This is a genomic window from Bradyrhizobium sp. 187 (genome assembly GCF_023101005.1).
GTDB classification, from domain to species: domain Bacteria; phylum Pseudomonadota; class Alphaproteobacteria; order Rhizobiales; family Xanthobacteraceae; genus Bradyrhizobium; species Bradyrhizobium canariense_D.
This window is the reverse complement of sequence record NZ_CP064693.1, coordinates 2627695-2651357: the sequence shown is the minus strand read 5'-3', so window position 1 is coordinate 2651357 and position 23663 is coordinate 2627695. Positions and strand designations below refer to the sequence as shown.

The 23663-nt window shown below is 65.1% G+C and carries 17 protein-coding genes; 12 read left to right on the top strand and 5 right to left on the bottom strand.

Annotated elements, in window-relative coordinates:
* Positions 1–121 precede the first annotated feature (121 nt).
* From oxlT (IVB19_RS12465) to IVB19_RS12410, 12 genes are all read left to right on the top strand, one after another.
* A complete protein-coding gene (gene oxlT / locus IVB19_RS12465) occupies positions 122–1408 on the top strand; it encodes an oxalate/formate MFS antiporter (protein WP_026233613.1) in 1287 nt (428 codons plus the stop codon).
* A gap of 255 nt (positions 1409–1663) precedes the next feature.
* Positions 1664–2986 carry an oxalate/formate MFS antiporter gene (oxlT, locus tag IVB19_RS12460; protein ID WP_018458574.1) on the top strand — a complete coding sequence of 441 codons (1323 nt, stop codon included), beginning with the start codon at positions 1664–1666 and terminating at the stop codon, positions 2984–2986.
* 174 nt (positions 2987–3160) lie between these two features.
* Complete coding sequence (locus IVB19_RS12455; protein ID WP_018458573.1) at positions 3161–3586, top strand: CBS domain-containing protein; 426 nt, start codon at positions 3161–3163, stop codon at positions 3584–3586.
* A gap of 103 nt (positions 3587–3689) precedes the next feature.
* Positions 3690–4709, top strand: coding sequence for a 2-dehydropantoate 2-reductase (locus IVB19_RS12450; protein ID WP_018458572.1), 1020 nt, complete (start codon positions 3690–3692; stop codon positions 4707–4709).
* Positions 4709–5494, top strand: coding sequence for a fumarylacetoacetate hydrolase family protein (locus tag IVB19_RS12445; protein ID WP_204510720.1), 786 nt, complete (start codon positions 4709–4711; stop codon positions 5492–5494). Before IVB19_RS12450 ends, IVB19_RS12445 begins: the two co-directional genes overlap by 1 nt.
* 274 nt (positions 5495–5768) lie before the next feature.
* Positions 5769–7175 (top strand): coiled-coil domain-containing protein, encoded by a 1407-nt coding sequence (locus IVB19_RS12440; protein ID WP_085385855.1) that lies wholly within the window; start codon positions 5769–5771, stop codon positions 7173–7175.
* 183 nt (positions 7176–7358) lie between these two features.
* Positions 7359–7559: a hypothetical protein gene (locus tag IVB19_RS12435; RefSeq protein WP_247821433.1), complete on the top strand. Its 201-nt coding sequence runs from the start codon at positions 7359–7361 to the stop codon at positions 7557–7559.
* A gap of 70 nt (positions 7560–7629) precedes the next feature.
* Entirely contained in the window at positions 7630–8289 is a 660-nt protein-coding gene (locus IVB19_RS12430) for a hypothetical protein (RefSeq protein ID WP_247821432.1), read from the top strand.
* Positions 8290–9316: 1027 nt separating this feature from the next.
* Positions 9317–10312: an NAD(P)H-dependent flavin oxidoreductase gene (locus IVB19_RS12425; RefSeq protein WP_247821431.1), complete on the top strand. Its 996-nt coding sequence runs from the start codon at positions 9317–9319 to the stop codon at positions 10310–10312.
* Between the two features lie 25 nt (positions 10313–10337).
* Positions 10338–11306 (top strand): quinone oxidoreductase family protein, encoded by a 969-nt coding sequence (locus tag IVB19_RS12420; protein ID WP_018458567.1) that lies wholly within the window; start codon positions 10338–10340, stop codon positions 11304–11306.
* Between the two features lie 214 nt (positions 11307–11520).
* On the top strand, positions 11521–12894 hold the full coding sequence (locus IVB19_RS12415) for a cation-efflux pump (protein WP_085362399.1): 1374 nt from the start codon (positions 11521–11523) through the stop codon (positions 12892–12894).
* Between the two features lie 227 nt (positions 12895–13121).
* Positions 13122–15452: a PAS domain-containing sensor histidine kinase gene (locus tag IVB19_RS12410; RefSeq protein WP_247821430.1), complete on the top strand. Its 2331-nt coding sequence runs from the start codon at positions 13122–13124 to the stop codon at positions 15450–15452.
* Positions 15453–15455: 3 nt separating this feature from the next.
* Here the strand turns inward: IVB19_RS12410 and IVB19_RS12405 are convergent, their stop codons facing one another.
* The 5 genes from IVB19_RS12405 to IVB19_RS12385 all read right to left on the bottom strand — a co-directional run bounded on the left by IVB19_RS12405 (position 15456) and on the right by IVB19_RS12385 (position 23474).
* On the bottom strand, positions 15456–16349 hold the full coding sequence (locus IVB19_RS12405) for a LysR family transcriptional regulator (protein WP_018458564.1): 894 nt from the start codon (positions 16347–16349) through the stop codon (positions 15456–15458).
* Between the two features lie 152 nt (positions 16350–16501).
* Positions 16502–19492 carry a bifunctional [glutamine synthetase] adenylyltransferase/[glutamine synthetase]-adenylyl-L-tyrosine phosphorylase gene (locus tag IVB19_RS12400; protein WP_247300167.1) on the bottom strand — a complete coding sequence of 997 codons (2991 nt, stop codon included), beginning with the start codon at positions 19490–19492 and terminating at the stop codon, positions 16502–16504.
* The gene (locus IVB19_RS12395; RefSeq protein WP_018458562.1) at positions 19489–20943 is read right to left on the bottom strand and encodes a sensor histidine kinase; all 1455 of its coding nucleotides are present in this window, start codon (positions 20941–20943) and stop codon (positions 19489–19491) included. The genes IVB19_RS12400 and IVB19_RS12395 overlap by 4 nt, the downstream gene beginning before the upstream one ends.
* Positions 20927–21607 carry a response regulator transcription factor gene (locus IVB19_RS12390; RefSeq protein ID WP_035969420.1) on the bottom strand — a complete coding sequence of 227 codons (681 nt, stop codon included), beginning with the start codon at positions 21605–21607 and terminating at the stop codon, positions 20927–20929. Before IVB19_RS12390 ends, IVB19_RS12395 begins: the two co-directional genes overlap by 17 nt.
* Positions 21608–21890: 283 nt before the next feature.
* Entirely contained in the window at positions 21891–23474 is a 1584-nt protein-coding gene (locus IVB19_RS12385) for a Do family serine endopeptidase (protein ID WP_018458561.1), read from the bottom strand.
* Between the last annotated feature and the right edge of the window lie 189 nt (positions 23475–23663).

Genomic DNA, 23663 nt, shown 5'->3' with positions numbered 1-23663 from the left:
CGGGCAAGGTCCTGCGGCATTTGCGCACGGTGACCGGACCAGCGCTTGAAGCTTGGCATAATGCATACAAGAATGCCGTTCCAGCGCTCGCAGAAAAATGAGAGGCGCCACGGGAGGCTTTATGACGGACATGGTGCAAGCAACCGCCCCGACAGCCGCGCGCGTTAGCGACACGTATCGCTGGACGCAATTGGCAGTTGGCGTCGCGGCGATGGTAATGATCGCCAATTATCAATACGGCTGGACGTTCTTCGTCCCCGACATCCAGAAGAAGTTCGGCTGGGATCGTGCGTCGATCCAATGGGCCTTTACGCTGTTCGTGCTGTTCGAGACCTGGCTCGTGCCGATCGAAGGATGGTTCGTCGACAAATACGGTCCGCGCATCGTGGTGCTGGTCGGCGGCGTGCTCTGTGCCGCCGGCTGGGCGATCAACGCGGAGGCGACCACGCTCAACGGCTACTATCTCGGCATGATCATCGCAGGCATCGGCGCCGGCGGCGTCTACGGCACCTGCGTCGGTAACGCGCTGAAGTGGTTTCCGGACAAGCGCGGTCTTGCCGCGGGCATCACGGCCGCTGGTTTCGGTGCGGGCTCCGCGCTGACCGTCGCGCCGATCCAGGCCATGATCAAGGACAGCGGTTTCCAGACCACCTTCCTTTATTTCGGCCTCGGACAAGGCATTATCATCTGCATCCTCGCCTTCTTCCTGCTCGCGCCGAAAGCAGGTCAGGTGCCGAACGCGGTCGTGAACGCCAATCTGCAGCAGACCCGGCGCAACTACCAGCCGACCGAGGTGCTGCGTCAGCCGATCTTCTGGCTGATGTACTTCATGTTCGTGATTGTCGGCGCTGGCGGCCTGATGGTGACGGCGAACCTGAAGCCGATCGCGGCGGACTGGAAGATCGACAACGTGCCGGTCACGCTGATGGCGGTGACGATGACCGCGGTGACCTTCGCGGCCACGATCGACCGCGTGCTCAACGGCCTGACGCGTCCGTTCTTCGGCTGGATCTCCGACATGATCGGCCGCGAGAACACGATGTTCATCGCCTTCGGCATGGAAGGTATCGGCATCTGGATGCTCTACCTCTGGGGCCACGATCCGCTCTGGTTCGTGCTGCTCTCGGGCTTCGTGTTCTTCGCTTGGGGTGAGATCTACTCGCTGTTCCCCTCGACCTGCACCGACACGTTCGGCGCCAAGTTCGCGACCACCAATGCCGGCCTGCTCTACACCGCGAAGGGTACGGCCGCGCTGCTGGTCCCGATCGGCAACTACATGCAGCAGTCGTCGGGCAGTTGGGACAACGTGTTTATCATCGCAGCCGGCGCCAACATCCTGGCCTCGGCGCTGGCGATCGCGGTGCTCAAGCCCTGGCGCAAGGTCGTGGTCGCGCAATCGACCGTCTGACGCGCTCCAAAAGCGCTTCTCGCGCAAAACGCCCGGCCTCGCGGCCGGGCGTTTTCGTTGTGCGCGACGTTTTCGTGAACCCGCCGTCCCTAAAGGAACTCCGCAAATTTTCAGGCGCGCGCCAAGATAGGGCTTGCAATCTGGAATATGGTATACCAAGGTCGCCACCGCGCTTGCGACGATAAGCCACAATATTGCGACATCAGGTCATCTTGCGACCGGTGTCGAACCAGACAGGCGCTTGGGAGGTTCTTGATGATTTCCAGCACCGATGGCGCTGTCACGGCCGCGCCTCTCCGCACAGGTTTCCGCTGGCTCCAGCTGGTCATGGGCATCGTCTGCATGGCGATGATCGCCAACCTGCAATATGGCTGGACCCTGTTCGTCGATCCGATCGATCACGCGCACCATTGGGGACGCGCCGCGATCCAGCTCGCCTTCACCATCTTCGTCGTCACCGAAACCTGGCTGGTGCCGATCGAGGCCTGGTTCGTCGACAAATACGGCCCGCGCATCGTCATCATGTTCGGCGGCGTCATGATCGCGCTGTCGTGGATTCTCAACTCCTATGCCGATAGCCTCACCTTGCTCTACGCGGCCGCGATCATCGGCGGCATGGGCGCGGGCGCCGTGTACGGCACCTGCGTCGGCAACGCGCTGAAATGGTTTCCCGATCGCCGGGGCCTTGCCGCCGGTGCGACTGCCGCCGGCTTCGGCGCAGGCGCTGCACTCACCGTCGTGCCGATCGCAGCCATGATCGCAACGAGCGGCTATCAGCACGCGTTCCTCACCTTCGGCATCGGCCAGGGCGTGATCGTCTTCGTGCTCGCCTTCTTCATTCAGCCGCCGCGGATCTCGATCCCGCCGAAGAAGAAGCAGCTCAATCTGCCGCAGACCAAGATCGACTTCACCCCGCCCCAGGTGCTGCGCACCCCTATTTTCTGGGTCATGTATCTCGTGTTCGTCATGGTCGCCTCCGGCGGCCTGATGACCGCGGCGCAGATCGCCCCGATCGCACACGACTTCAAGATCGCCGACACGCCGGTCACGCTCGCCGGATTCCAGATGGCGGCATTGACGTTCGCGATCTCGCTCGACCGCATCTTCGACGGTTTCGGACGGCCGTTCTTCGGCTTCGTCTCCGACACGATCGGCCGCGAGCACACCATGTTCATCGCCTTCGGCACCGCCGCGCTGATGCTGCTGACGCTGTCGGCCTATGGCCACGTCCCTGTCGTCTTCGTGCTCGCCACCGCGGTCTATTTCGGCGTGTTCGGCGAGATCTACTCGCTGTTCCCAGCGACCTGCGGCGACACCTTCGGCTCGAAGTTCGCAACCACCAACAACGGCATGCTCTACACGGCGAAGGGGACCGCGTCCCTGCTCGTTCCGCTCGCCAGCGTGATCTCGGCCACGTATGGCTGGAAGGCCGTGTTCGTGGTCGCAGTCGCGCTGAACGCGACGGCGGCCCTGACGGCGCTGTTCGTGATCAAGCCGATGCGCCGCTCCTTCATCCTCGGCAAGGAAGCCGAGAGCGCCAACGCCGCGACGGGGAACGCCAAGACCGAGACGGCATAACGAACACTCCTTGCACGGTGAGACAGGGGGCGCAGCGATGCGCCTCTTTCTTTTTGGCTCACGGCAAACGTCAGCATTGTTGCCTCAAGATTTTTCGGAACAGCCAAATCGAGTGCTTGACGATTGGCATTATGTATACCACACTTGCCGCATCATTCACCCAGGGAGGTTGCAATGCTGGTCGGAGACATTCTGCGCAAGAAGACACCGCGCGTTGTCACGGTGCGAATGAACGAAACGGTGGGTATCGCCGCCAAGCTGATGCGCGCCAACAATATCAGCGCACTTGTGGTGAAGGACGTGGTCCGCTCCGAGGGTAACACCGCGGTCGGCATGTTCACCGAGCGCGACGTCGTGCGCGCCGTCGCCGAGCACGGCGCCAATGCCGTCAACGTCAAGGTTTCGCAGCTCGTCTCGGTGCAGCAGCTCGTATCCTGCACCTCAAACGACACGATCGAGCACGTCCGCCATCTGATGAACCGGAATCACATCCGGCACCTGCCTGTCATCGACGATTACAGCCTCGTCTCGGTCATCAGCATGCGTGACATCGCCTCCTTCGTGGACGAAGCGATCAACGGCACGCCGCAAGCAGCTTAAAGCGTCTCACTTCCCCTGCGACTACCGTCCCCGGCTCGGACCTTCCGAGCCGGACCGGATCTTTCGTCCCGAAATCCGGCTTCCGCTGCTTCGCGAGGATTCCATGAAGATCTGCATCTACGGCGCCGGCGCAATCGGCGGATATCTCGGGGTTCAGCTCGCGCGCGCGGGCGCCGACGTCAGCCTCGTCGCACGCGGCGCGCACCTTGCCGCGATGCGCGAGCGCGGCCTGACGTTGCTCGCGGGCGAGGAGAAGCACACCGTGCATCCGCGCTGCACCGACGATCCCGCCGAGCTCGGTGTGCAGGACTACATCATCATCACGCTGAAGGCGCACTCGATCACCGGCGTGATCGAGACAATGCAGCCGCTGCTCGGACCCCACACCCGCATCGTCACCGCCGTCAACGGCATCCCCTATTGGTACTTCTACAAGCACGGCGGCCAATACGAGAATTCGACGCTGGAGAGCATCGACCCCGGCGGACGGCAGTGGCGCGAAATTGGCGCCGAGCGCGCCATCGGTTGCATCGTCTATCCCGCCACCGAGATCGAGGCGCCCGGCGTGATCCGTCACGTCTACGGCAACAACTTTCCGCTCGGCGAGCCCTCCGGCGAGATCACCCCGGACGTGCAACGCCTCGCCGATCTCTTCGTCGCAGCCGGGCTGAAGGCGCCGGTGCTCGACCGCATCCGCGACGAGATCTGGCTCAAGCTGTGGGGCAATGTCTGCTTCAACCCGATCAGCGCACTCACCCATGCAACGCTCGACGTGATCTGCACCGATCCGGCCACTCGCGCGCTGTCGCGCGCGATCATGATGGAGACGCAAGGCATCGCCGAAACGTTCGGCGTCAAATTCCGCGTCGACGTCGAGCGCCGCATCGAAGGTGCGCGCAAGGTCGGCGCGCACAAGACCTCGATGCTCCAGGATCTCGAGCGCGGCCGCCCGATGGAGATCGACCCGCTCGTCACCGTCGTGCAGGAGATGGGCCGCCTCACCGGCGTCGCCACCCCCGCCCTCGATTCAGTGCTGGCGATGGTGACCCAGCGCGCCCGCATTGCCGGTCTCTACGACGGCATCCCGACCCCATCGGATCCGCGCGCACTGGCGGTGGCGTGATGGCTGGCGAGATCAAACAATGGCTCCGCTTCCGGAATAGCGGTGCGACCGGCTTCGGCACGCTAACGTCGTCGGGTATCAGCGTCCATGAGGGCGAGATGTTTGGCCGCCATGCAGCCACCGGCAAGACGCTGGCGCTGTCGGAGGTCGAACTGCTCGCGCCCTGCGTGCCCAGCAAGATCGTCGCGCTCTGGAACAATTTTCATGCACTCGCGGCCAGGCTCAACCAGCCCGAGCCACCGGAGCCGCTCTACCTCCTGAAGGCCACCACCAGCATTACGACGCCAGGCGCGGTGATCCGCCGTCCCTCTTATTACGATGGCAAGACCACGTATGAAGGCGAGCTCGGCATCGTCATCGGCAAGACCTGTGCCCGGGTGTCGCCGGCGGAAGCGGACAGCTTCATCTTCGGCTACACCTGCGTCAACGACATCACCGCCAACGACATCCTGACCAGCGACCCGACCTTCCCGCAATGGGCACGGGCCAAAGGCATCGACGATTACGGCCCGTTCGGCCCCGTCATCGCGACCGGTCTCGATCCGGTCAGGCTGGTGGTCCGCACCATCCTCAACGGTGCGGAGCGACAGAACTATCCGATATCGGACATGATCTTCACCGCGCAGGAGCTGGTCAGCAGGATCTCCCACGACATGACCCTGCTCCCCGGCGACCTCATTGCCGTCGGCACCTCGGTCGGCGTCGGCGTGATGAAAGAGCCGGTGAACATTGTGACCGTCGCGATCGACGGCATCGGCGAGCTGACCAACGAGTTTCGGCTGTAGCTTCTCTCTCCGTCATGGCCGGGCTTGTCCCGGCCATCCACGTTCTGTTGGCGCGGAGGCGCGTGGATGCCTGGGACAAGCCCGGGCATGACCAGCGCCCTGAACGTCTGCCCCCAACACGGGAAACGCGCCTCTCCCCCTCCACCGATCGGCTGACGCATTCAGCCGTGGATCGTGAGGCCGGACCTATCCAGCAAGCTCCCGCCGCCCTTGATCTCGGTTCCGCTCTCCAATAGCAATTATGGCGATAATGTGCCGGCGTGAGGAAGTCACGATGTGGCTGTTTTTCCTGGTTGCCTGGTTTGTTCTGCTCACTGCCATCGCGATCTTCGCCCAGCAGGCGCTCGGTTACGATGTCGGCCACCTGCCTGCCTGGTTCGGAGGCCTGCCCGTCCCGCAGCGTGTTGCGACCGGCGCGATCCTGGCCTTGGCGTTGGCACTGATCGGCGCCTCCGCCTGGCGGCTCTCGCGCCAGGACCGGCGCCTCGACACATTGCGCGACCGCCTCAAGAAGACCCGCGAGGACGTGGTCGTCGCCCACGCCCTGCAGAACCACCTCGACGCCACCGTCCAGCACCTGATCGAGAGCGATCCCCGGGAGGCCGTTTCCGCCCTGCACGACAAGCTGGGCGAGACCGAGCAGCGCGCCCTGCTGCAGCGGGGCCGCAACGAATCCACCGACATGCACGACCAGCTCGCCGAAATCCGCCGCCGCCAGCAGGAATTGCGCGATATGGTCGGCAAGATCGCCGAGCAGCGCCGCGCGGTCGAGCCGGTTTTCACTGAGATCCGCGACCGCCAGAACCAGCTCGAACGCTCGCTGCACGACCTCGAGACCGACGACCGCAAGAACAACCTCGCCGACCGGCTCAAGGACATCGCGGGCGACGTATCGACGCTGCTGTCCCGGGTCGGCGCGGTCCAGGACACCTTTGCGACCCTGAACCAGTACAAGGACGATCTAGCGAAGTCCCACGCTGAGCTGGTGCCGCTGCGCGCGTCGGACGCTGGCCTCAATGCGTTGATCGGCGAGCTGAGCCTCAGCCATGAGCGCCTCGCCAAGAGCGTCGACGAGCTCGAAACCGGCGGCGAAGCACCGCTCGGCGCCCGCGTCGAGACGCTGTCGAAGAACAAGATCGAGATCGAGCAGCGCCTGGCCCGCATCGACGACAGCTTCCACATCCTGAAAGGCATCGGGCTCGACTTCGAAGAGCTCGGCGAGCGCCGGGCCCAGCTCGAACGCTCGCTCGCCCGTGTCGAGATCGACGCCGAGGGCAAGACGCTTGCCGACCGCCAGAATGCGTTGAACGATTTTGTTCTCCAGTCGCGCCAGCGCCTCGGTGCGTTACAGGAAACGCTGGCGACGCTGAACGCCTTCAAGACAGAGCTGTCGAAGTCGCAGGCTGACCTCGTCCCGCTGAAGGCGCCCGTGTTCGGAATCGAGGCCATGATCGCGGACGTCGGCACGACGCACGACCTCCTCGCCAAAACCGTCGGCGAGATCGAGGCAAACGGCGACGTCACCCTCGCCTCGCGCGTCGACGCGCTGACCAAGAGCAAACGCGAGGTCGAAGACCGCCTCGCCCGCATCTTCGACAGTTTCAACGCGCTCGACGGTTTGCGAAAAGACATCGGCGGCATCTTCTCGACGATCAGGAACAGCCTGAACCGGATCGGGTGAGGCCGAGTCGCGTAGGCTGGGCAGAGCGCGCCGAAACATCCAGACACATCACATCTCCGCGCGGCCGGCAGATGCCGCCAACATGTCGCGCCGATGCCGCACTGTGGACGCATTCGGCCGCCCTTCTGTGAGGCGTGTCTGGGGGCACGGCGGTGCCGTGTTTGGACCAAACCTTCTAGGGGTATGACTGTGAAGAAGATTGTATTTGTCGTGGGTGCTACGCTTGCTCTGGTAACGGTCGCGAATGCCGCGGATCTGCCGCGCCGGCAGCCCGTTCCCGTCTATTCGGAGCAGGCGCCGATCGGCAAGATGCCGATTGGCAAGAGCCCGGCTGGAAAGGCCCCGATCGGCAAGGCGCCCGGCCCCGTCGCAGCGCGCTACTGACGCGTTAGCGAAATACCCGCAGAAGCAAGCGTAGACTCTGCGTGAGTGGCCGACAGTCGAGGGGCACAGCGTGACGAACAAACCTGATCGATCGGGACCCTGCATCCTTGCGGGATTCGCGCTCGCGGCCATGCTCGCGTGTACGACACCTTCGGCCTCGGCCCACGAAGCGAACAAGCGCGTTGCTGACGCAAACGCGCTTGCCACGACCGACACCGTATCACGGCCGGCGCCATCGACCCGGCGCCCGGTCGCGCGCGCGGAAACGCGCGCGGAAAAAGGTCCGTACTACGTCGATTTCCGCGCCCGCACGGCGGCGAGCTGGGGCCACGCCTTCGTCTGGTACGGCAAGACCAGCGAGCGCGCCGTCGAAGTGGCAGGGCTCACGCCCGCCGGCGACACCTGGGCCTATGTGCTTGGTCACCTCACCTGGGTGCCGGCGGAGACCGGCGCGAGCTACGGCGATCTCGACCCGGAGTATCTGACCGCGAACTACCGCGTATATCTGAACGAAGCCGACGCCAAGCGCGTGTTTGCCTATATCAAGAAATTGCAGGCGAGCTCGCCGGTCTGGAACGCCGAGACCACCAATTGCACCGGCTTCATCGGCGACATCGCCGAGTACATGGGATTGAAGGTCCCCTACCGCTGGCAGCGCCCCGAAAACTTCGTCAACAGCCTCAAGGAAATGAACGGCGGCCGCCAGATGGTGCGGCTGTCGACGGAATAGCCCGGCAGGGTTCGCCCGTCGGGCAAAACAGCCGCACAAATTTCGCGCGCCGCCTGTCAATCCCCGTCTGCCAAAATATTCCACTTTACCGAAATTCGGATTTGGCGCACCTACGACACACCCTGACCCGGGACAAGGGGCGGATCGCGATCGTCACGGACCGCGGGTGGGGCAGCGATGGACGCGACGGCGTCGGGCGCGGCGAGCCTTGCAGGGCGGGAAACCGTGAGCACAGGCTTTCGCGCCTACGACACGGCGCCGACAGCGTCTTCGCATGGCTTCGGGTGCGAGCACACGCCAGCTCCCGAAGACCCAGCGAGGACGTGCGCGGACGGCGAAGTCGTGTGGTCCTGACGCCCGGGGTCTGTGCGTCAAGTCCTGTGGTGATGCGTGCTGCCCGACCGGGCGCTTGCATCAGCCATCTGCGGGGCGACGGGGGCAATAGTGCATCGCTCCCCGGGGAGAGCACGAAGTAAGCCGTAAACCACCGCGCAGGGAAGGCCGGGCGATTGGCTGACCTGTGGTCCACCCCGTGTGCATTCTTCTGGCGCACGGACTTGCGGGTGCCAGCCGGCGCCCGGCCTTCCCTGCGCCCTTGTCACGACGAGGGCGATGCGATCAGGCAAAGCTCGGGCGAAATGCGCCGCGAGGATGCGAAGATGCGTCTGCTGTTTGCAAGTCGGATCGAGATTGATCGGAAGATTGTGCGTCCGTGCCCCGGACGCAGCGCAGCATCCCCCGGCAGAGCGAAGCATCGTCCGGTTCGACGGTGCGCTGCAGAGCCGGCGCCCATCTTTCAGAGCGCTCGCTGGGCATGGGTCGCGGCTCTGCGCGGCAACGCGAAGAGGCGTTGCAGCGCGTCCGGGACACGAGCCCGCGTCAATTATCCGCCTCACGGAATCCCCCCACTCCCCGCATGATCGCCCCGCCTCCACCGCACGCCCTCGCAATAGACTTTTCCCGACCCGGGCGGCATCCTGCCGGCATCGACCGATAAAAGAGCGCCACGCAAGCGGGGAAACAGATCATGCTGCAGACACGGTTCACCAAGCTCGTCGGAGTCGAGCACCCGATCGTCCAGGGCGGCATGCAGTGGGTCGGGCGCGCCGAGCTGGTCGCCGCCGTCGCCAATGCCGGCGCGCTCGGCTTCATCACGGCGCTGACCCAGCCGACACCGGAGGACCTCAGGAAGGAGATCGCCCGCTGCCGCGATCTCACCGACAAGCCGTTTGGCGTCAACCTCACCATCCTGCCCGCAATCGAGCCGCCGCCTTATGCCGAATATCGCGCCGCCATCATCGAGAGCGGCATCAAGGTGGTCGAAACCGCCGGCAACAAGCCGCAGGAGCATGTCGACGAGTTCAAGAAGCACGGCGTCAAGGTCGTGCACAAATGCACTAGCGTCCGTCACGGGCTCTCGGCCGAGCGCATGGGCGTCGACGCCATTTCGATCGACGGGTTCGAATGCGCCGGCCATCCCGGCGAGGACGACACCCCCGGCCTGATCCTAATCCCGGCCGCCGCCAACAAGATCAAGATCCCGATGATCGCCTCCGGCGGCTTTGCCGACGCCCGCGGCCTCGTCGCCGCACTGGCGCTCGGCGCCGAAGGCATCAACATGGGCACCCGCTTCATGGCGACCAAAGAGAGCCCCATTCATCAGCTCATCAAGGAGAAGATCGTGGCCAATGACGAGCGCGAAACCGAGCTGATCTTCCGCACCATGCGCAACACCTCCCGCGTCGCCAGGAACGAGATCTCGACCAAGGTCGTAGCGATGGAGAAGGAAGGCGCCAAGTTCGAGGACATCCGCGAACTCGTCGCGGGCGCCCGCGGCAAGATGGTCTACGCGACCGGCAACTCGGACGAAGGCATCTGGTCGGCGGGCCAGGTCCAGGGCCTGATCCAGGACATCCCGACCTGCGCGGAACTGATCTCCCGCATCGTGCGCGAAGCGGAGGCCATCATCCGCAGCCGGCTCGAAGGCATGATCGTTCATCCGACAGCGCAGGCTGCTGAATAATCACTGCAAGAAGCGAGAGCAATTCATGAAGGCTTATGTCTACGGCCCTGGTGGCGCTACGATTTCCGACGTCGCTCAACCAAAGCCTGAAGGCACGCAGGTGCTGGTCCGGGTCCGCGCCTGTGGCCTCAATCGCGCCGACACCGGCATGCGCAAGGGCCACGCCCATGGCGCGGCCGGCGGCGCCGGCACCGTGCTCGGCATGGAATGGGCCGGCGAGGTCGCCGCGCTCGGACCGGATGCCAAGGGCCTCAAGGTCGGCGACCGCATCATGGGCTCGGGCGGCGCGGCGTTTGCCGAATACACGCTGGCCGATCACGGCCGGCTTTTCCACGCGCCCTCGAACATGAACTTCGAGGAAGCCGCCACCCTGCCCGTCGCACTCGCGACCATGCACAACGCCGTCGTCACCATCGGCGGCGTGCAGCCCGGGCAAGCCGTGCTGATCCAGGGCGCAAGCTCCGGCGTCGGCCTGATGGCGATGCAGATTGCGAAGCTCAAGGGCGCCAGGCTCGTGATCGGCTCCTCGACCGATGCTTATCGCCGCAGCCGGCTGAAGGAGTATGGCGCCGATCTTGCGGTCGACTCCTCTGACCCCTCATGGGTCGACGAGGTGCTGAAGGCGACGAACGGCGAAGGTGTCGACCTCATCGTCGACCAGGTCTCGGGCAAGGTCGCGAACCAGAACCTCGCGGCGACCAAGGTCAAGGGTTGCATCGTCAATGTCGGCCGGCTCGGCGGCACCCATGCCGATTTCAACTTCGACCTGCACGCGGCCCGCCGCATCGATTATGTCGGCGTCACCTTCCGCACCCGCACCGTCGCGGAGGTCCGTGAGATTTTTGAGGAGGTCCGCAAGGACATCTGGGGCGCCGTCGAGTCGCGAAAGCTGCAGCTGCCGATCGACAAGGTGTTTGCCTTCGACGACATCGACAAGGCCTTCGAGCACATGGAGGCCAACAAGCACCTGGGGAAGATCGTCGTGACGGTGTAGTGGCCGCGACGACCAGAGAGAGCGGCAGCGCACCAGTCTCTCCACTCGTCATGGCCGGGCTTGTCCCGGCCGTCCACGTCTTTGTCGCTCCGAAGAACGTGGATGCCCGGGACAAGTCCGGGCACGACGGAGTTCACCCGCTCCTGCAACTCACTAGCGTCTACGCCTGTGGATCGTCGCTTGATGTTCACCCGCGGCCTGCTAAATCCCCGCCATGAGCTCCCAACACAACAAGACCTCAGTCGCAGCGATCTCGATATTCGCCAGCGGCGGCATGGCGGCGGCCAAGTTCGCGGTCGGGATCGCGATCGGCTCGCTGGCGCTAATCTCCGAGGCGCTGCATTCGTCGATCGACCTGGTCGCCACCATCATCACCTGGGCGGTGGTGCGGGTGTCCGACAAGCCGGCGGACGAAGAGCATCATTACGGCCACGGCAAGCTCGAAAGTGTCTCGGCACTGGGCGTCACCGCCCTGCTCTACGTGCTCGCCGGTGGAATCCTGGTCCAGTCCTACAGCCATCTCCGAGAGGGAGTTGCGCCGCCGACGATCTCCGCCGTCCCTTTCGTCGTGCTGGTGATCGACATCGCCGTCAATTTCTGGCGCGCCCGTGCCCTGCACCGTGCCGCACGGGAGACCAGGAGCCAGGCGCTCGCCGCCGATGCGCTGCATTTCGCCTCCGACGTGATGGGCTCGTTCGCCGTGATCGTGGGCCTGATCCTCGCCGGCCTCGGCTTCTGGTGGGGCGACGCGGCTGCCGCCGCCGCAGTGGCCGTGATGATCGCCCTGCTCGGCCTGCGCATGGCCGGCTCGACCGTGCAGACGCTGGTGGACCGCGCTCCGGAAGGCGCGCATGAGACGGCCACGGCCGCGATCCGCAGCGTGCCGGGCGTGATCGACATCGAGCGGCTCCGCGTGCGCATGGTCGGTGCCACCACGTTTATCGACACGATCGCAAAGGTGCCGCGGACCTACCCCATCGACCGGGTCGAGGACATCAAGCGCAACGCGCAAGCAGCCGTCGAGACGGCCTTCGGCGATACCGACCTCACCTTCACCGCAGTCCCCGTGGCGCGCGACAACGAGACCGTGCGCGACCGCATCATGGTCATCGCCCACAATTCGGGCCTCGCCATCCACCACGTCACCGTGCACGATCTCGGCGCCAAGCTGATCGTCAGCATCGACCTCGAGGTCGACGGGGGGATGCAGCTCTACGCCGCCCATGACGTCGCCAACACGCTGGAACGCAACATCCAGGAAGAGTTCGGCGCAGATGTCGAGGTCGACGTCCACATCGAGCCGCTGGAACCGGAACTGCCGTTCGGGGTCGATGCCGAACCGGAACGGGTGCGGGCCATCGCCGCAGCCTTGACGGAATATGCCGCCAGCGGCGAGATCCACGACATCCATAATGTTCGCGTCCGCAACACCGACGCCGGCGAGATCGTGAATTTCCACTGCCGCGCCGAGCCGTCGATGAGCGTGATCAAGGTGCACGAGCATGTCGATGCGATCGAGCGCGCGTTGCGGCGCGCGTTCCCGAGCGTGAAGCGCGTCATCAGTCACGCCGAACCGCCGCGCGCGTGACAGAGAATGTGCGAGGAGTCACACGTTCTCGTTTCGGACTCGCCGCGCACGTAAGTTTGCGGACGCACGACGCACAAACTGCGCGTTGGATAAGAATAAATTCGCGTTAACGATTCGTTGACTCTCGACAGCCCGCGAAATCTGGATTCAAATCGACCATGATTCGGAAGCGATGTGGGGCTGCTTCCGAAGTCCAGTTGCAAGCAGGTTTCCAGGGGGCTTTAGGCATGTCGCGTGCAGACGCCGCGAACGCGTGCGTCCAATCCGATTCGATCAAAGGATTGGCGCAATCGATCGCGAAACCTGCCTATCATCGGCTCCTGATAGCGGAGCCTGCGCTGCGCCGCGCCGTGCCGACGCTCATCATCGCATTCCTGATCACGATCTGCCTCGGCGCGTTCGTGCAGGTCGTCGACCAGACGCGCCAGAAGCGGCTGGTGATCCGCCACGACATCTCGGCGCTCGCCGACCTGCTCGCCGAGCGTATCGACCGCCTCACCTCCGGGCGACAGGAGCGGCTGAAGAACATCGAGAGCCTCCCGGCGTTGCTGCCCGACCTCATTCCAACCTGGGGCACCGCCTCGGGCCGCCACGTCATCGTCACCTCGGCTGGAATCGACCGCCGCATCCTCGCTCGCATCCCGATCGACAGCGATCCCTCGGGCAACGACCGCCTGCTCGACGCAATCACGACGGCGCAACTGCTGGCGGCACCGCCGCGCGACGACAACATCTCCGATATGACGCTGCCGAACGGCAACGCCGCAATGGCGACCGCGCGGCAGATCAAATCGTTGCCCGGCTTCGTGACCGTGATCCAGGAGCGCAACGAGCCGATCTGGGGCTCGGACGCCGCGCTATCGGTGACGCTGTCGGCCACCACCGGCTTCGTGGTCCTGATCCTCGGCTTCGCCTTCCACTGGCAGTCCACCCGTGCCCGCGAGGGCGACCTGATCAACGACGCCGTGCGCGGCCGGATCGACACCGCGCTCAACCGCGGCCGCTGCGGGCTGTGGGACTGGGACCTGTCGCGCGGCCGCATCTTCTGGTCGCAGTCAATGTTTTCAATGCTCGGCCTCGACGGCCGCAACGAGCTCCTCACCTTCGGCGAGGTCAACGCGCTGGTGAAGTTCGACGACATCGACCTGTTCGAGATCGCCGACCAGCTCATCTCCGAGAAGATCGACCACATCGACCAGACCTTCCGCATGCAGCATGTCGACGGCCACTGGATCTGGCTCCGCGTCCGCTGCGAGAAGACCAGCGGCGCGACCGATTCCAGCGTTCACCTGATCGGGATCGCGGTCGACATCACCGAGCAGAAGAGCCTCGCCGAGCGGACCGTGGAAGCCGATTTGCGCCTGCGCGACGCGATCGAGACCATTCCCGAAGCCTTCGTCCTGTGGGACGCCAGCGACCGCTTGGTGCTCTGCAATTCGCACTTCCAGCGCCTGCACAAGCTGCCCGACAGCGCCGTCATCCCCGGCACCTCCTACGAGACCGTGCTGGAGGTCGGCCGCATGCCGGAGGTTCGCACCCGGCACAACGAGACTGCGAGCCAGGGCCCCGGTGCGCGGACCTTCGAGGCGCAGCTCGACGACGGCAGCTGGCTGCACATCAGCGAGCGCCGCACCAAGGACGGCGGCTACGTCTCGGTCGGCACCGACATCACCCGCATCAAGGAGCACGAGCAGAAGCTGGTCGACAACGATCTACGCCTGCGCGCCACCGTCATCGACCTTAAGCGCTCGCAGGCAGCCCTGGAGCGCCAGGCGGGCGAACTCGCCGATCTCGCCGAGAAATACCAGCGCGAGAAGACCCGCGCCGAGGAAGCCAACCAGACCAAGTCGAAATTCCTCGCCAATATGAGCCACGAGCTGCGCACGCCGCTGAACGCGATCATCGGCTTTTCCGAAATCATGGGCTCGGGCATGTTCGGCGAGCTCGGCTCGGAGAAGTACCAGGAATACTGCCACGACATCCTGACCAGCGGGCATTACCTGCTCGAAGTCATCAACGACATCCTCGACATGTCCAAGATCGAGGCCGGCCGCATGAAGCTCGACATGGAAGAGCTCGACCTGGCGCAGACGCTGGCGGAATCCCTGCGGGTCGTCACCGGCCGCGCGCAGGACAAGCACCTGACGCTCGACGCCGACATCGCAAAGTCCATCTCCGTCGTCGCCGACCGTCGCGCCACCAAGCAGATCATCGTCAATTTGCTCTCCAACGCCGTGAAGTTCACGCCCGACGGCGGACGCATCGTGGTGCGCAGCCGGCAGCTCGACGACAGGATCGTGCTGATGATCGCCGACACCGGCATCGGCATCGCGCCGCATTCGCTGGCGCGGCTCGGCCGCCCCTTCGAGCAAGTCGAGAGCCAGCTCACCAAGACCTATCACGGCTCGGGACTGGGGTTGGCGATCGCCCGCTCGCTGGCGCAGCTTCATGGCGGCTCGATGCGGCTGCGCTCCAAACTCGAGGTCGGCACCGTCGTGCGCGTCACCCTGCCCCGCAACGCGATCAAGTCGGCGTCCGGAATATCGGCCGCGGCCTGAATTCTACGATTGCAGCGACGGCGCGACTTCTCGCGCGACATTGACCAGCGCCGCGATCAGCGGCGTCATCGGATCACGCTGCGGGATCACCATGCCGATGCTGTAATTGACATCGGGATCGATGATCGGGATCGAGCGCACCGTATCGGACAGGCCGAGCGTCTCGGCGAGCTTGGCCGGCATCACGCTGGCCCAGCGCCCCGTCTTCACATGCGTGAACAGCACCAGCAGCGAATTCGAGGTCAAGGTCGGCGTCGCCTCGGCGCCGACCGAACGTAACGCGCGGTCGATGATGCGGCGGTTCTGCATGTCGGGCGTCAGCAGGCACAGCGGCACCTGTCCGACCTCCCGCCACGTCACCGTCTCGCGATCACCGAACATTCCATCCGGCGCGGTGAGCAGACGATAGCTCTCGCTGTAGAGCGGAATGGTGCGCACCTTGCCGATCGGCTCGTTCTCGATATAGGTCAGGCCTGCATCCACCTCGAGATTCTCGAGCAACCCCAGCACCTCGGATGAGGTGGTGGACTGGATGCGGAAACGCACCTCGGGATGCCTGGCGCGGAACGGCGTCGTCAGCGCAGCGACCATACCGAGCACGGTCGGGATTGCCGCAATTCGGATCTCGCCGGAGAGCTGATGCTTCAGCCCGTTGATCTCGTCACGCATCGCGCGGGCATCGCCCACGATCCGCCGCGCCCAATCCAGCGCCCGCTCGCCTTCCGGCGTAAAACCCTGGAAGCGGGAGCCGCGCTGGACCAACATCACGCCGAGGATCTCCTCGAGCTGCTTCAGCCCGGTCGACATCGTCGGTTGCGTCACGCCGCACATTTCGGCGGCCCGGCCGAAATGCCGTTCCTTCGCCAGCGCCAGCAATAGTTCAAGCTTGTCGAGCAACCGTTCGTTCCCTCGGATCGTATGGTGGCATGCAAGCTAGCATGCCCTACCCCTTGCGACACGCAAAAACCGCCACGAATGCCTAGCGCTGCATCCAGCGCGTCGCCGCGACGCCCGCGGCGCGGGCTTGGAGCCGAACGTGCGGGAGGCGCTCACCTCGCTGAAGCCGACGACGACGTCCCTTCCAGCAGCGCCCTGAAGACACGGCGCACCTCGCTCTGCGTCTCCTTCACGCGCGCCTCCAGCGAGGAGAAATGCGGCGCATCGCCGGCGCGTGCCATCACGCGCAGAAGGTCGGTGCCGGCGGTCTCCGGCTTGAACCGGTCGCTGACGCAGAGCCGCAGGATCTGCGTCAGGTCGTGATACAGCCGCGCCGCGGCCCGCAATATCTCGGTCTCCGATTGCGCCAGCACGCCCAGCCTGCATGCATTTTCCAGCACCTGCATGGTGCCGGCGTCGAGAATCTCCGGCTTCTCGTGCGCATGCACGAGCTGGAGATATTGCGCGATGAAATCGATGTCGACCATGCCGCCGGCGGCATATTTGAGATCCCAGCAATCGGCCTCGCCCTTCTCCTGGGCGATCGCGCGCCGCATGTCGGCAACATCGTTGGCGATGATTCCGGGATCGCGGCGGCGGGTCAGGACATCGCGGATGACGCGCTCGATCCGTTCCCGGAATTCGGGCGAAGCGGACACGACGCGCGCGCGCGTCAGCGCCATGTGCTCCCAGGTCCAGGCCTCGTTGGCCTGGTAGTCCGCGAACGAGACGAGGCTCGAGGCCACAGGGCCGGCACGCCCCGAGGGGCGCAGCCGCATGTCGATCTCGTAGAGCACTCCGTAATTGGTGCGCGTCGTGAACGCGCTGATCAGGCGTTGGGTGAAACGCGCGAAGTAATGTGCACCTTGCAGCGACTTCGCACCGTCGGAGTCCGGACTGTCGCCGTCGAAATCGTAAAGCAGGATCAGGTCGAGATCGGACGACGCGGTCATCTCGCGGCTGCCGAGCCGGCCCATCGCGATGATCGCGGTCTCCTGCCCCTTGATCCGGCCATGCTGGGCGGCGAAGCGGTCGGCGACGAGGCCATGCACGGTATGGACGATGCCCTCGGCGACGTCAGCAAAGGCCGTGCTCGCTTGCTGCGCCGAGACCGTGCCCGAGAGAATGCGCGTGCCGATCAGGAACAGGCTCTCCTGCCCGAACAGGCGCAGGCGGTCGAGGAACTCTTCGTAAGAGCCGGCATCCTGCACCGTGCTCGCAAGCCGCCCCGACAATTCCTGCCTGTCGGGCATGGCACCGAAGAAGCGCGGATCGATCAGGCCGTCCATGAGCTGCGGCTGCCGCGCCAGCATCTCGCCGAGTCGGGGCGCCGCGCCCAGCACCAGGGCGACCAGTGCGACGAGATCGCGGTTCTGCCCGAGCAGCGTGATCAGCCGGCCGCCGCGCTGAAGCGCTCCAAGGAAATGGTCGAACGCCACGACGGCCCGATCCGGCTCCTCGGCATGAGCGAGACCGTCGATGAGAGCCGGCACGAATTCGACGAATGCGTTGCGCGTCGCTTCGACGCGGAACACGCGGTACTCGCCGGTGATCCAGTCACGCACGGTCTGCGCGACGGCGGCAGGCTTCTTGAAGCCGAGCGTGGCCAGATACTGAAGCAGCCGCGGATCGTCGGGACCCGCACTGTAGTCGAGCGCCGGCAGCTTGGCCGTGCCGGTCGGATCGTCGCCTTCGAACAGTTTTTCGTAGTGGCCCTGGACGATCTCGAGCTGCCGCAGAAGGTCGCGGGCAAAGGCCTCGCGATCCGGATAGCCGAAGAACCAGGCGAAACGCTCGACCGCCTCCTTGTCCTCGGGCAGCGTGTGGGTCTGCTCGTCTGCGATCATCTGGAGGCGATGCTCGACCCGGCGCAGGAATTGGTAGGCCGTGGTCAGCTCGTCACGCGCCGAAACCGTGATCCAGTTGCTGGAAGCAAGCACGCCGAGCGCGGCGAGCGTCGGCCGCACACGCAGTTCGGGATGTCGCCCCCCGGCGATCAATTGCTGGGTCTGGGCGAAGAACTCGATCTCGCGGATTCCGCCGCGCCCGACCTTCACGTTATGCCCTTCGACCGCAACCTCGCTCTGGCCGCGATAGGTCTGCATCTGCCGCTTCATGTCGTGAACGTCGGCAAGCGCGGCAAAGTCGAGATGCTTGCGCCAGACGAAGGGCGCGATCTCCGCGAGTAGCGCCGCGCCCGCCCTGGGATCGCCGGCGCAGACTCGCGCCTTGATCATCGCGGCGCGCTCCCAGGTACGCCCTTCCCGCTCATAATAGTTCAGCGCGGCATCGCGCGAAATCGCCACCTGCGTCGAGGATGGATCGGGACGCAGGCGCAGATCGACGCGGAAGACGTAGCCGTCATAAGTGCGCTGCTGGAGAATGCGTGCCATCCCCTGCGTCACCCTCACGAAGAACGGCTGGGGTTCGATATCCGCGGCAAGCGTCGTATTGTCGGGATCGAAGAACACGATGAGATCGATGTCGCTGGAATAGTTCAGCTCGCCTGCGCCCATCTTGCCCATCGCAAGCACGATCAGCCCGCAGCCCTCCTCCGGCGCCTCGGGATTGGGCGGCGAGAGCTTGCCGCGCGCGGCTTCCTGCCGCAGGAGGTATTGAAGCGCCGCCCGCACCGAGGCCACCGCGAGATCGGTGAGCGCTGCGGTCACCCGCATCACCGGCCAGACCCCGCCGATGTCGCACAGTGCGATCAGGAGCGCGGCCTCCGCCTTCATGCGGCGAAGCAGCCGCATCACCTCGGCTTCATCGGATGCCGCGAGCACGGCGCCGTTCGCCTCCGCGATCAGCGTGGCGAGATGCGCATCCGGATCGCATTCCAGCAGCCGGATCAGGCGCTGCGGATCAGCGCGCAGCAGCTCAAACAGATAAGGCGAGAATTCCGCGATGCCGGCCAGGATGTCCCGCGCGAAGCGGTGAGCCAGCAGCGTTTCAAGACGGGTGAATTGCGCTGGCTCGAGCTCGGCCAGCCAGCTTTCAAAACGTCCTTGGTCGGTGACGGAAGCGGCAATATGGGGAGCCTCCGCGAAGCGTGCGGCAAGTCTCTCACCATGCTTGTCCGCGTTTCCCGGCGCGGAGTGGTTCATGCCACCTTCTGTGGCACATCCGGCATTGGCGGAGCAACCCTGTCGCCCGCGCGCGCCGGCAGCACCAGCGTGGCGACAAGACCGGGCTGGGCGTCACCCAACCTTAACTCACCGCCATGCAATGTCGCGACCGCGGAGGCGAGACTGAGACCGAGGCCGGATCCAGGCAGCGTGCGGCTCGCTTCCAGCCGCACGAATCGTTCCACCACATGCTTGCGGTCGCCTTCGGGGATTCCGGGACCGCGATCGGTGACGCTGAGCAGCACCTGATCGCCCTCGCGCCTCGATTCGATCGTGATCTGCCTGCCCTCCATGCTGACCACGGTTCCCGCGGATTGCGCGACCGGCTTGCCGTATTTGATCGCATTCTCGACAAGATTGGCGAGGGCCTGGCTGATCAATTCGCGGTTGGCGTGAACCGGGGTCGGCTCGCACCTGACCTTCAAAGTCATGCCGTCGTCTTCGGCCAGCGGCTCGTAGAGTTCGTGAATGCCGTTGGCGACATCGGCCGCGTCGAAATCATCCATGTTGCCGCGCGCCTGCCCGGACTCGGCGCGCGCGATCATCAGAAGCGCGTTGAAGGTACGGATCAGCCCGTCGGATTCCTCGATGGTCCGTTCCAGCGCGGCGCGGTAATCGGCCTCGCCGCCGGATTTCGCCAGCGCCTCCTCGGCGCGGTTGCGAAGTCGCGTCAGCGGCGTCTTGAGATCGTGGGCGATGTTGTCGGAGACCTCCTTCAGCCCCGCCATCAGCGCCTCGATCCGCTCCAGCATGGCGTTGAGATTTTCGGCGAGGCGGTCGAGCTCGTCGCCACTGCGCCCTACCGGCAGGCGTTCGCTGAGATCGCCGGTCATGATCCGATGGGCGGTGCCGCTCATCGCATCAATGCGCCTCAAAACCCTGCGCGCCACAAAGATGCCGCCGCCCAGGCCGAGCACAACGACGATCAGGATCGACCATTGCGCGGCCTTCGCCACGATGCCGAACAGCCGTCGCCGCTCGGCCAGATCGCGTCCGATCAGAAGCCGGAAGCCGTTTTCCAGTTCGGTGACGCGGACGAGCGCAAGGTGGTCGCGATCGTCGGTGTCCTCGATACGCCGGTAGGCGGTCTCGGACCAGCCGCGCTTCGCCATCACGCCGGGCGCCAGCGAGCCGACATTGCCGGCGATCGCCTGCCCGGTCGGCGTCGTCACGAGATAGAGGTTGGCACCCGGACGCAGCGCCCGGTACTCGATCGCGAGCACGAGAGCGCGCAAGCCGCGGCGGCCGTAGATCTCGCTGATCTCCGAGGTCTCGGCATTGACCGTCTGCGTGATCTCCTCGGTGATCAGCCGCCGCGTATTCCAGGCGAAATAGGCCAGCAGCGAGGCCGCGAACATCGCGAACAACAGCAAATAGACCAGCGTCAGCCGGAATGCCGTGGTGCGGACGAGTTTACCGAATGCCGTCACGGATCATGTATCCCGCGCCGCGGATCGTGTGCAGCAGCGGCCGCTCAAAACCCTTGTCGATCTTGGAGCGCAGCCGCGAAATGTGCACGTCGATGACGTTGGTCTGCGGATCGAAATGATAGTCCCAGACGTTCTCCAGCAGCATGGTGCGGGTCACCACCTGGCCCGCATGCTTCATGAGGTATTCGAGCAGGCGGAATTCGCGCGGCTGGAGCGTCAGCTCGTCCTTGCCGCGCGCGACGCGATGGGAGAGCCGGTCGAGCTCGAGATCGCCGACGCGGTACAGCGTGTCCTCGGCCGGACCGCCGCGGCGGCGCGACAGCACCTCGACCCGGGCCAACAGCTCGGCGAAGGAATAGGGTTTCGGCAGATAATCGTCGCCGCCAGCGCGCAGGCCCTTGATGCGGTCGTCGACCTGGCCGAGCGCCGAGAGAATCAGCACTGGCGTCGAATCGTCCTTGTCGCGGAGCGCGCCGATCACCGACAGGCCGTCGCGCTTGGGCAGCATGCGGTCGACCACCAGCACGTCGTAATCGCCGTTCTCGGCCATGGCAAGGCCTTCCTCGCCGTCGGCGGCGTGGTCGGCAATGTGCCCGACCTCACGAAAAGCCTTCACGAGGTAGTCGGCGGATTCGCGGTCGTCTTCGATGATGAGGAGGCGCATCGTGCGTTCGGCAACGGTCAAGGGAGTGAACCTTCTCTAAACATGGCGCGAGCGGCAATCGCATGCAAGCCGAGTGAGAGACTCTGGCATCGAGAAAAAGGCGGGCGGTGAAGCTGGGGGGACTTCACCGCCCTAGGCCTTCCGACGGAGGGGGGCGTATTCCACCGGAAGGTAGATAGGGGAAGCAAACGTTGCGCTGCTCCCCCGAAGGGCGCCGTCGGCGGGGGCGACTGATGCCGGCGACACCCTTCATCTCGGAGGCCTCCTGAGGCCGAGCCCTTGGTTAGCCCTTCGCGATGGGCACGGCGACGAAGCGCGACTGACCTCCGCTCTTCACCCGCATCAGGACGCTGTTCTTGTTGTCAGTCCGCGCCGTGTTGATGGCGTCGCGAACTTCGCCGGCGGTGCTCACGCTCTTGCCGCCGACTTCGAGAATCACGTCACCTTCCTTGAAGCCGCGTTCGGCTGCGGCGCTCTTCGGATCGACTTCGGTGACCACGACGCCTTCCTTGCCGGCGCCGGCCACGGAATCGGCGGGCGCGACGGTCATGCCGAGCTTGGGCACGTCGGTGCCGCGGCTCGCGCCCTTGCCGCTGTCCTTGTCGATGTCGGCCTTTGCTTCGATCGTGTTCGGCAGCTGGCCGAGGGTGAGGTTCACCACCTTGTCCTGGCCCTTGTGCAGCACGTTGAGCTTCACGGTCGCGCCGGGCGCCAGGCCGCCAATGGTGCGGGCGAGCTCGCGCGCGTCCTTGACCGATTCGCCGTTGACCGACGTGATCACGTCACCGGACTCGATGCCGGCCTTGGCCGCCGGACCATTCGCCTGCGGCTCCGCAACCAGCGCACCTTCGGCCTTCTTCATGCCGAGGCTGTCTGCGATGTCGGGTGTCACCGGCTGGATCTGCACGCCGATCCAGCCGCGGCTGACCGAGCCCTTGTCCTTGAGCTGCGCCACCACGCTCTTCACGGTGCTGGCGGGGATCGAGAACGCGATGCCGACGCTGCCGCCGGAAGGCGAGTAGATCGCGGTGTTGACGCCCATCACCTCACCATTGGTGTCGAACGCGGGACCGCCGGAATTGCCCTTGTTCACGGGGGCGTCGATCTGGATGAAATCGTCGTAGGGGCCGTTGCCGATGTCGCGGCCGCTGGCCGAAACGATGCCGGCAGTCACGGTGCCGCCGAGGCCGAACGGGTTGCCCACCGCGAGCACCCAGTCGCCGATCCGCGGCTTGCCGTCGGCAAGCTTCGCGAACGGGAAGTTCGAGCTGCCCTCGACCTTGATCAAGGCAAGGTCGGTGCGCTGGTCGGTACCGATCACCTTGGCGGTGTAGGTCTTGCCGTCGTCGGTGGTGACCTCGACCTTGTCGGCGCCGTCGACCACGTGGTTGTTGGTCACGGCAAAGCCATCAGCCGAGATGAAGAAGCCGGAGCCCTGGCCCTGCACGACGCGGCCACGACCGCCACCACCCTTCAGGCCCGGGACGCCATCCGGACCGCCGAAGCGGCGGAAGAACCGCTCCATCGGCGAGCCCGGCTGGAACGGCGAGGAGGAATCATCGCCGTCGTCGTTGCTCGCGGTCTTCTCCTTCATGTTGACCTTCACCGAGATCACCGACGGCTTCACGCGCTCGACAATGTCGGCGAAACCGATCGGGCGTTCGACCTTGCGGACCTCGTTGTTGACCTGCGCAAGCGCCGGGGTCGAGAACAGGTCGGCGGGCGAGGTTGACGTGCCGAAGCCGTAGACGGCGGCGCCGAGGCCGGCGACGACCGAGGCCATCAGCGCGATCTTGCGGGCCGAGAAAACGGGCCGGCGGGGCTGCCGGTAGGACGGAAGGTTCGAGAGGTCGGAACGGTCGGTCATGCAGAGATCTCCAGGGCCTTGAAATCCATTTGGCGCCTGACGGCGGCACCTTACGGACCTGAAGATGGGGGCTGTCGCCTTACCGTGCGCTGGCGGCGGGGTTAAACTTTTGTAATGAACCGGACATGCGGATGCGGCAGTTTATCGCGGCCAAAACTAGTGAACCTGCAGGAACTTAACCAAGTTCCA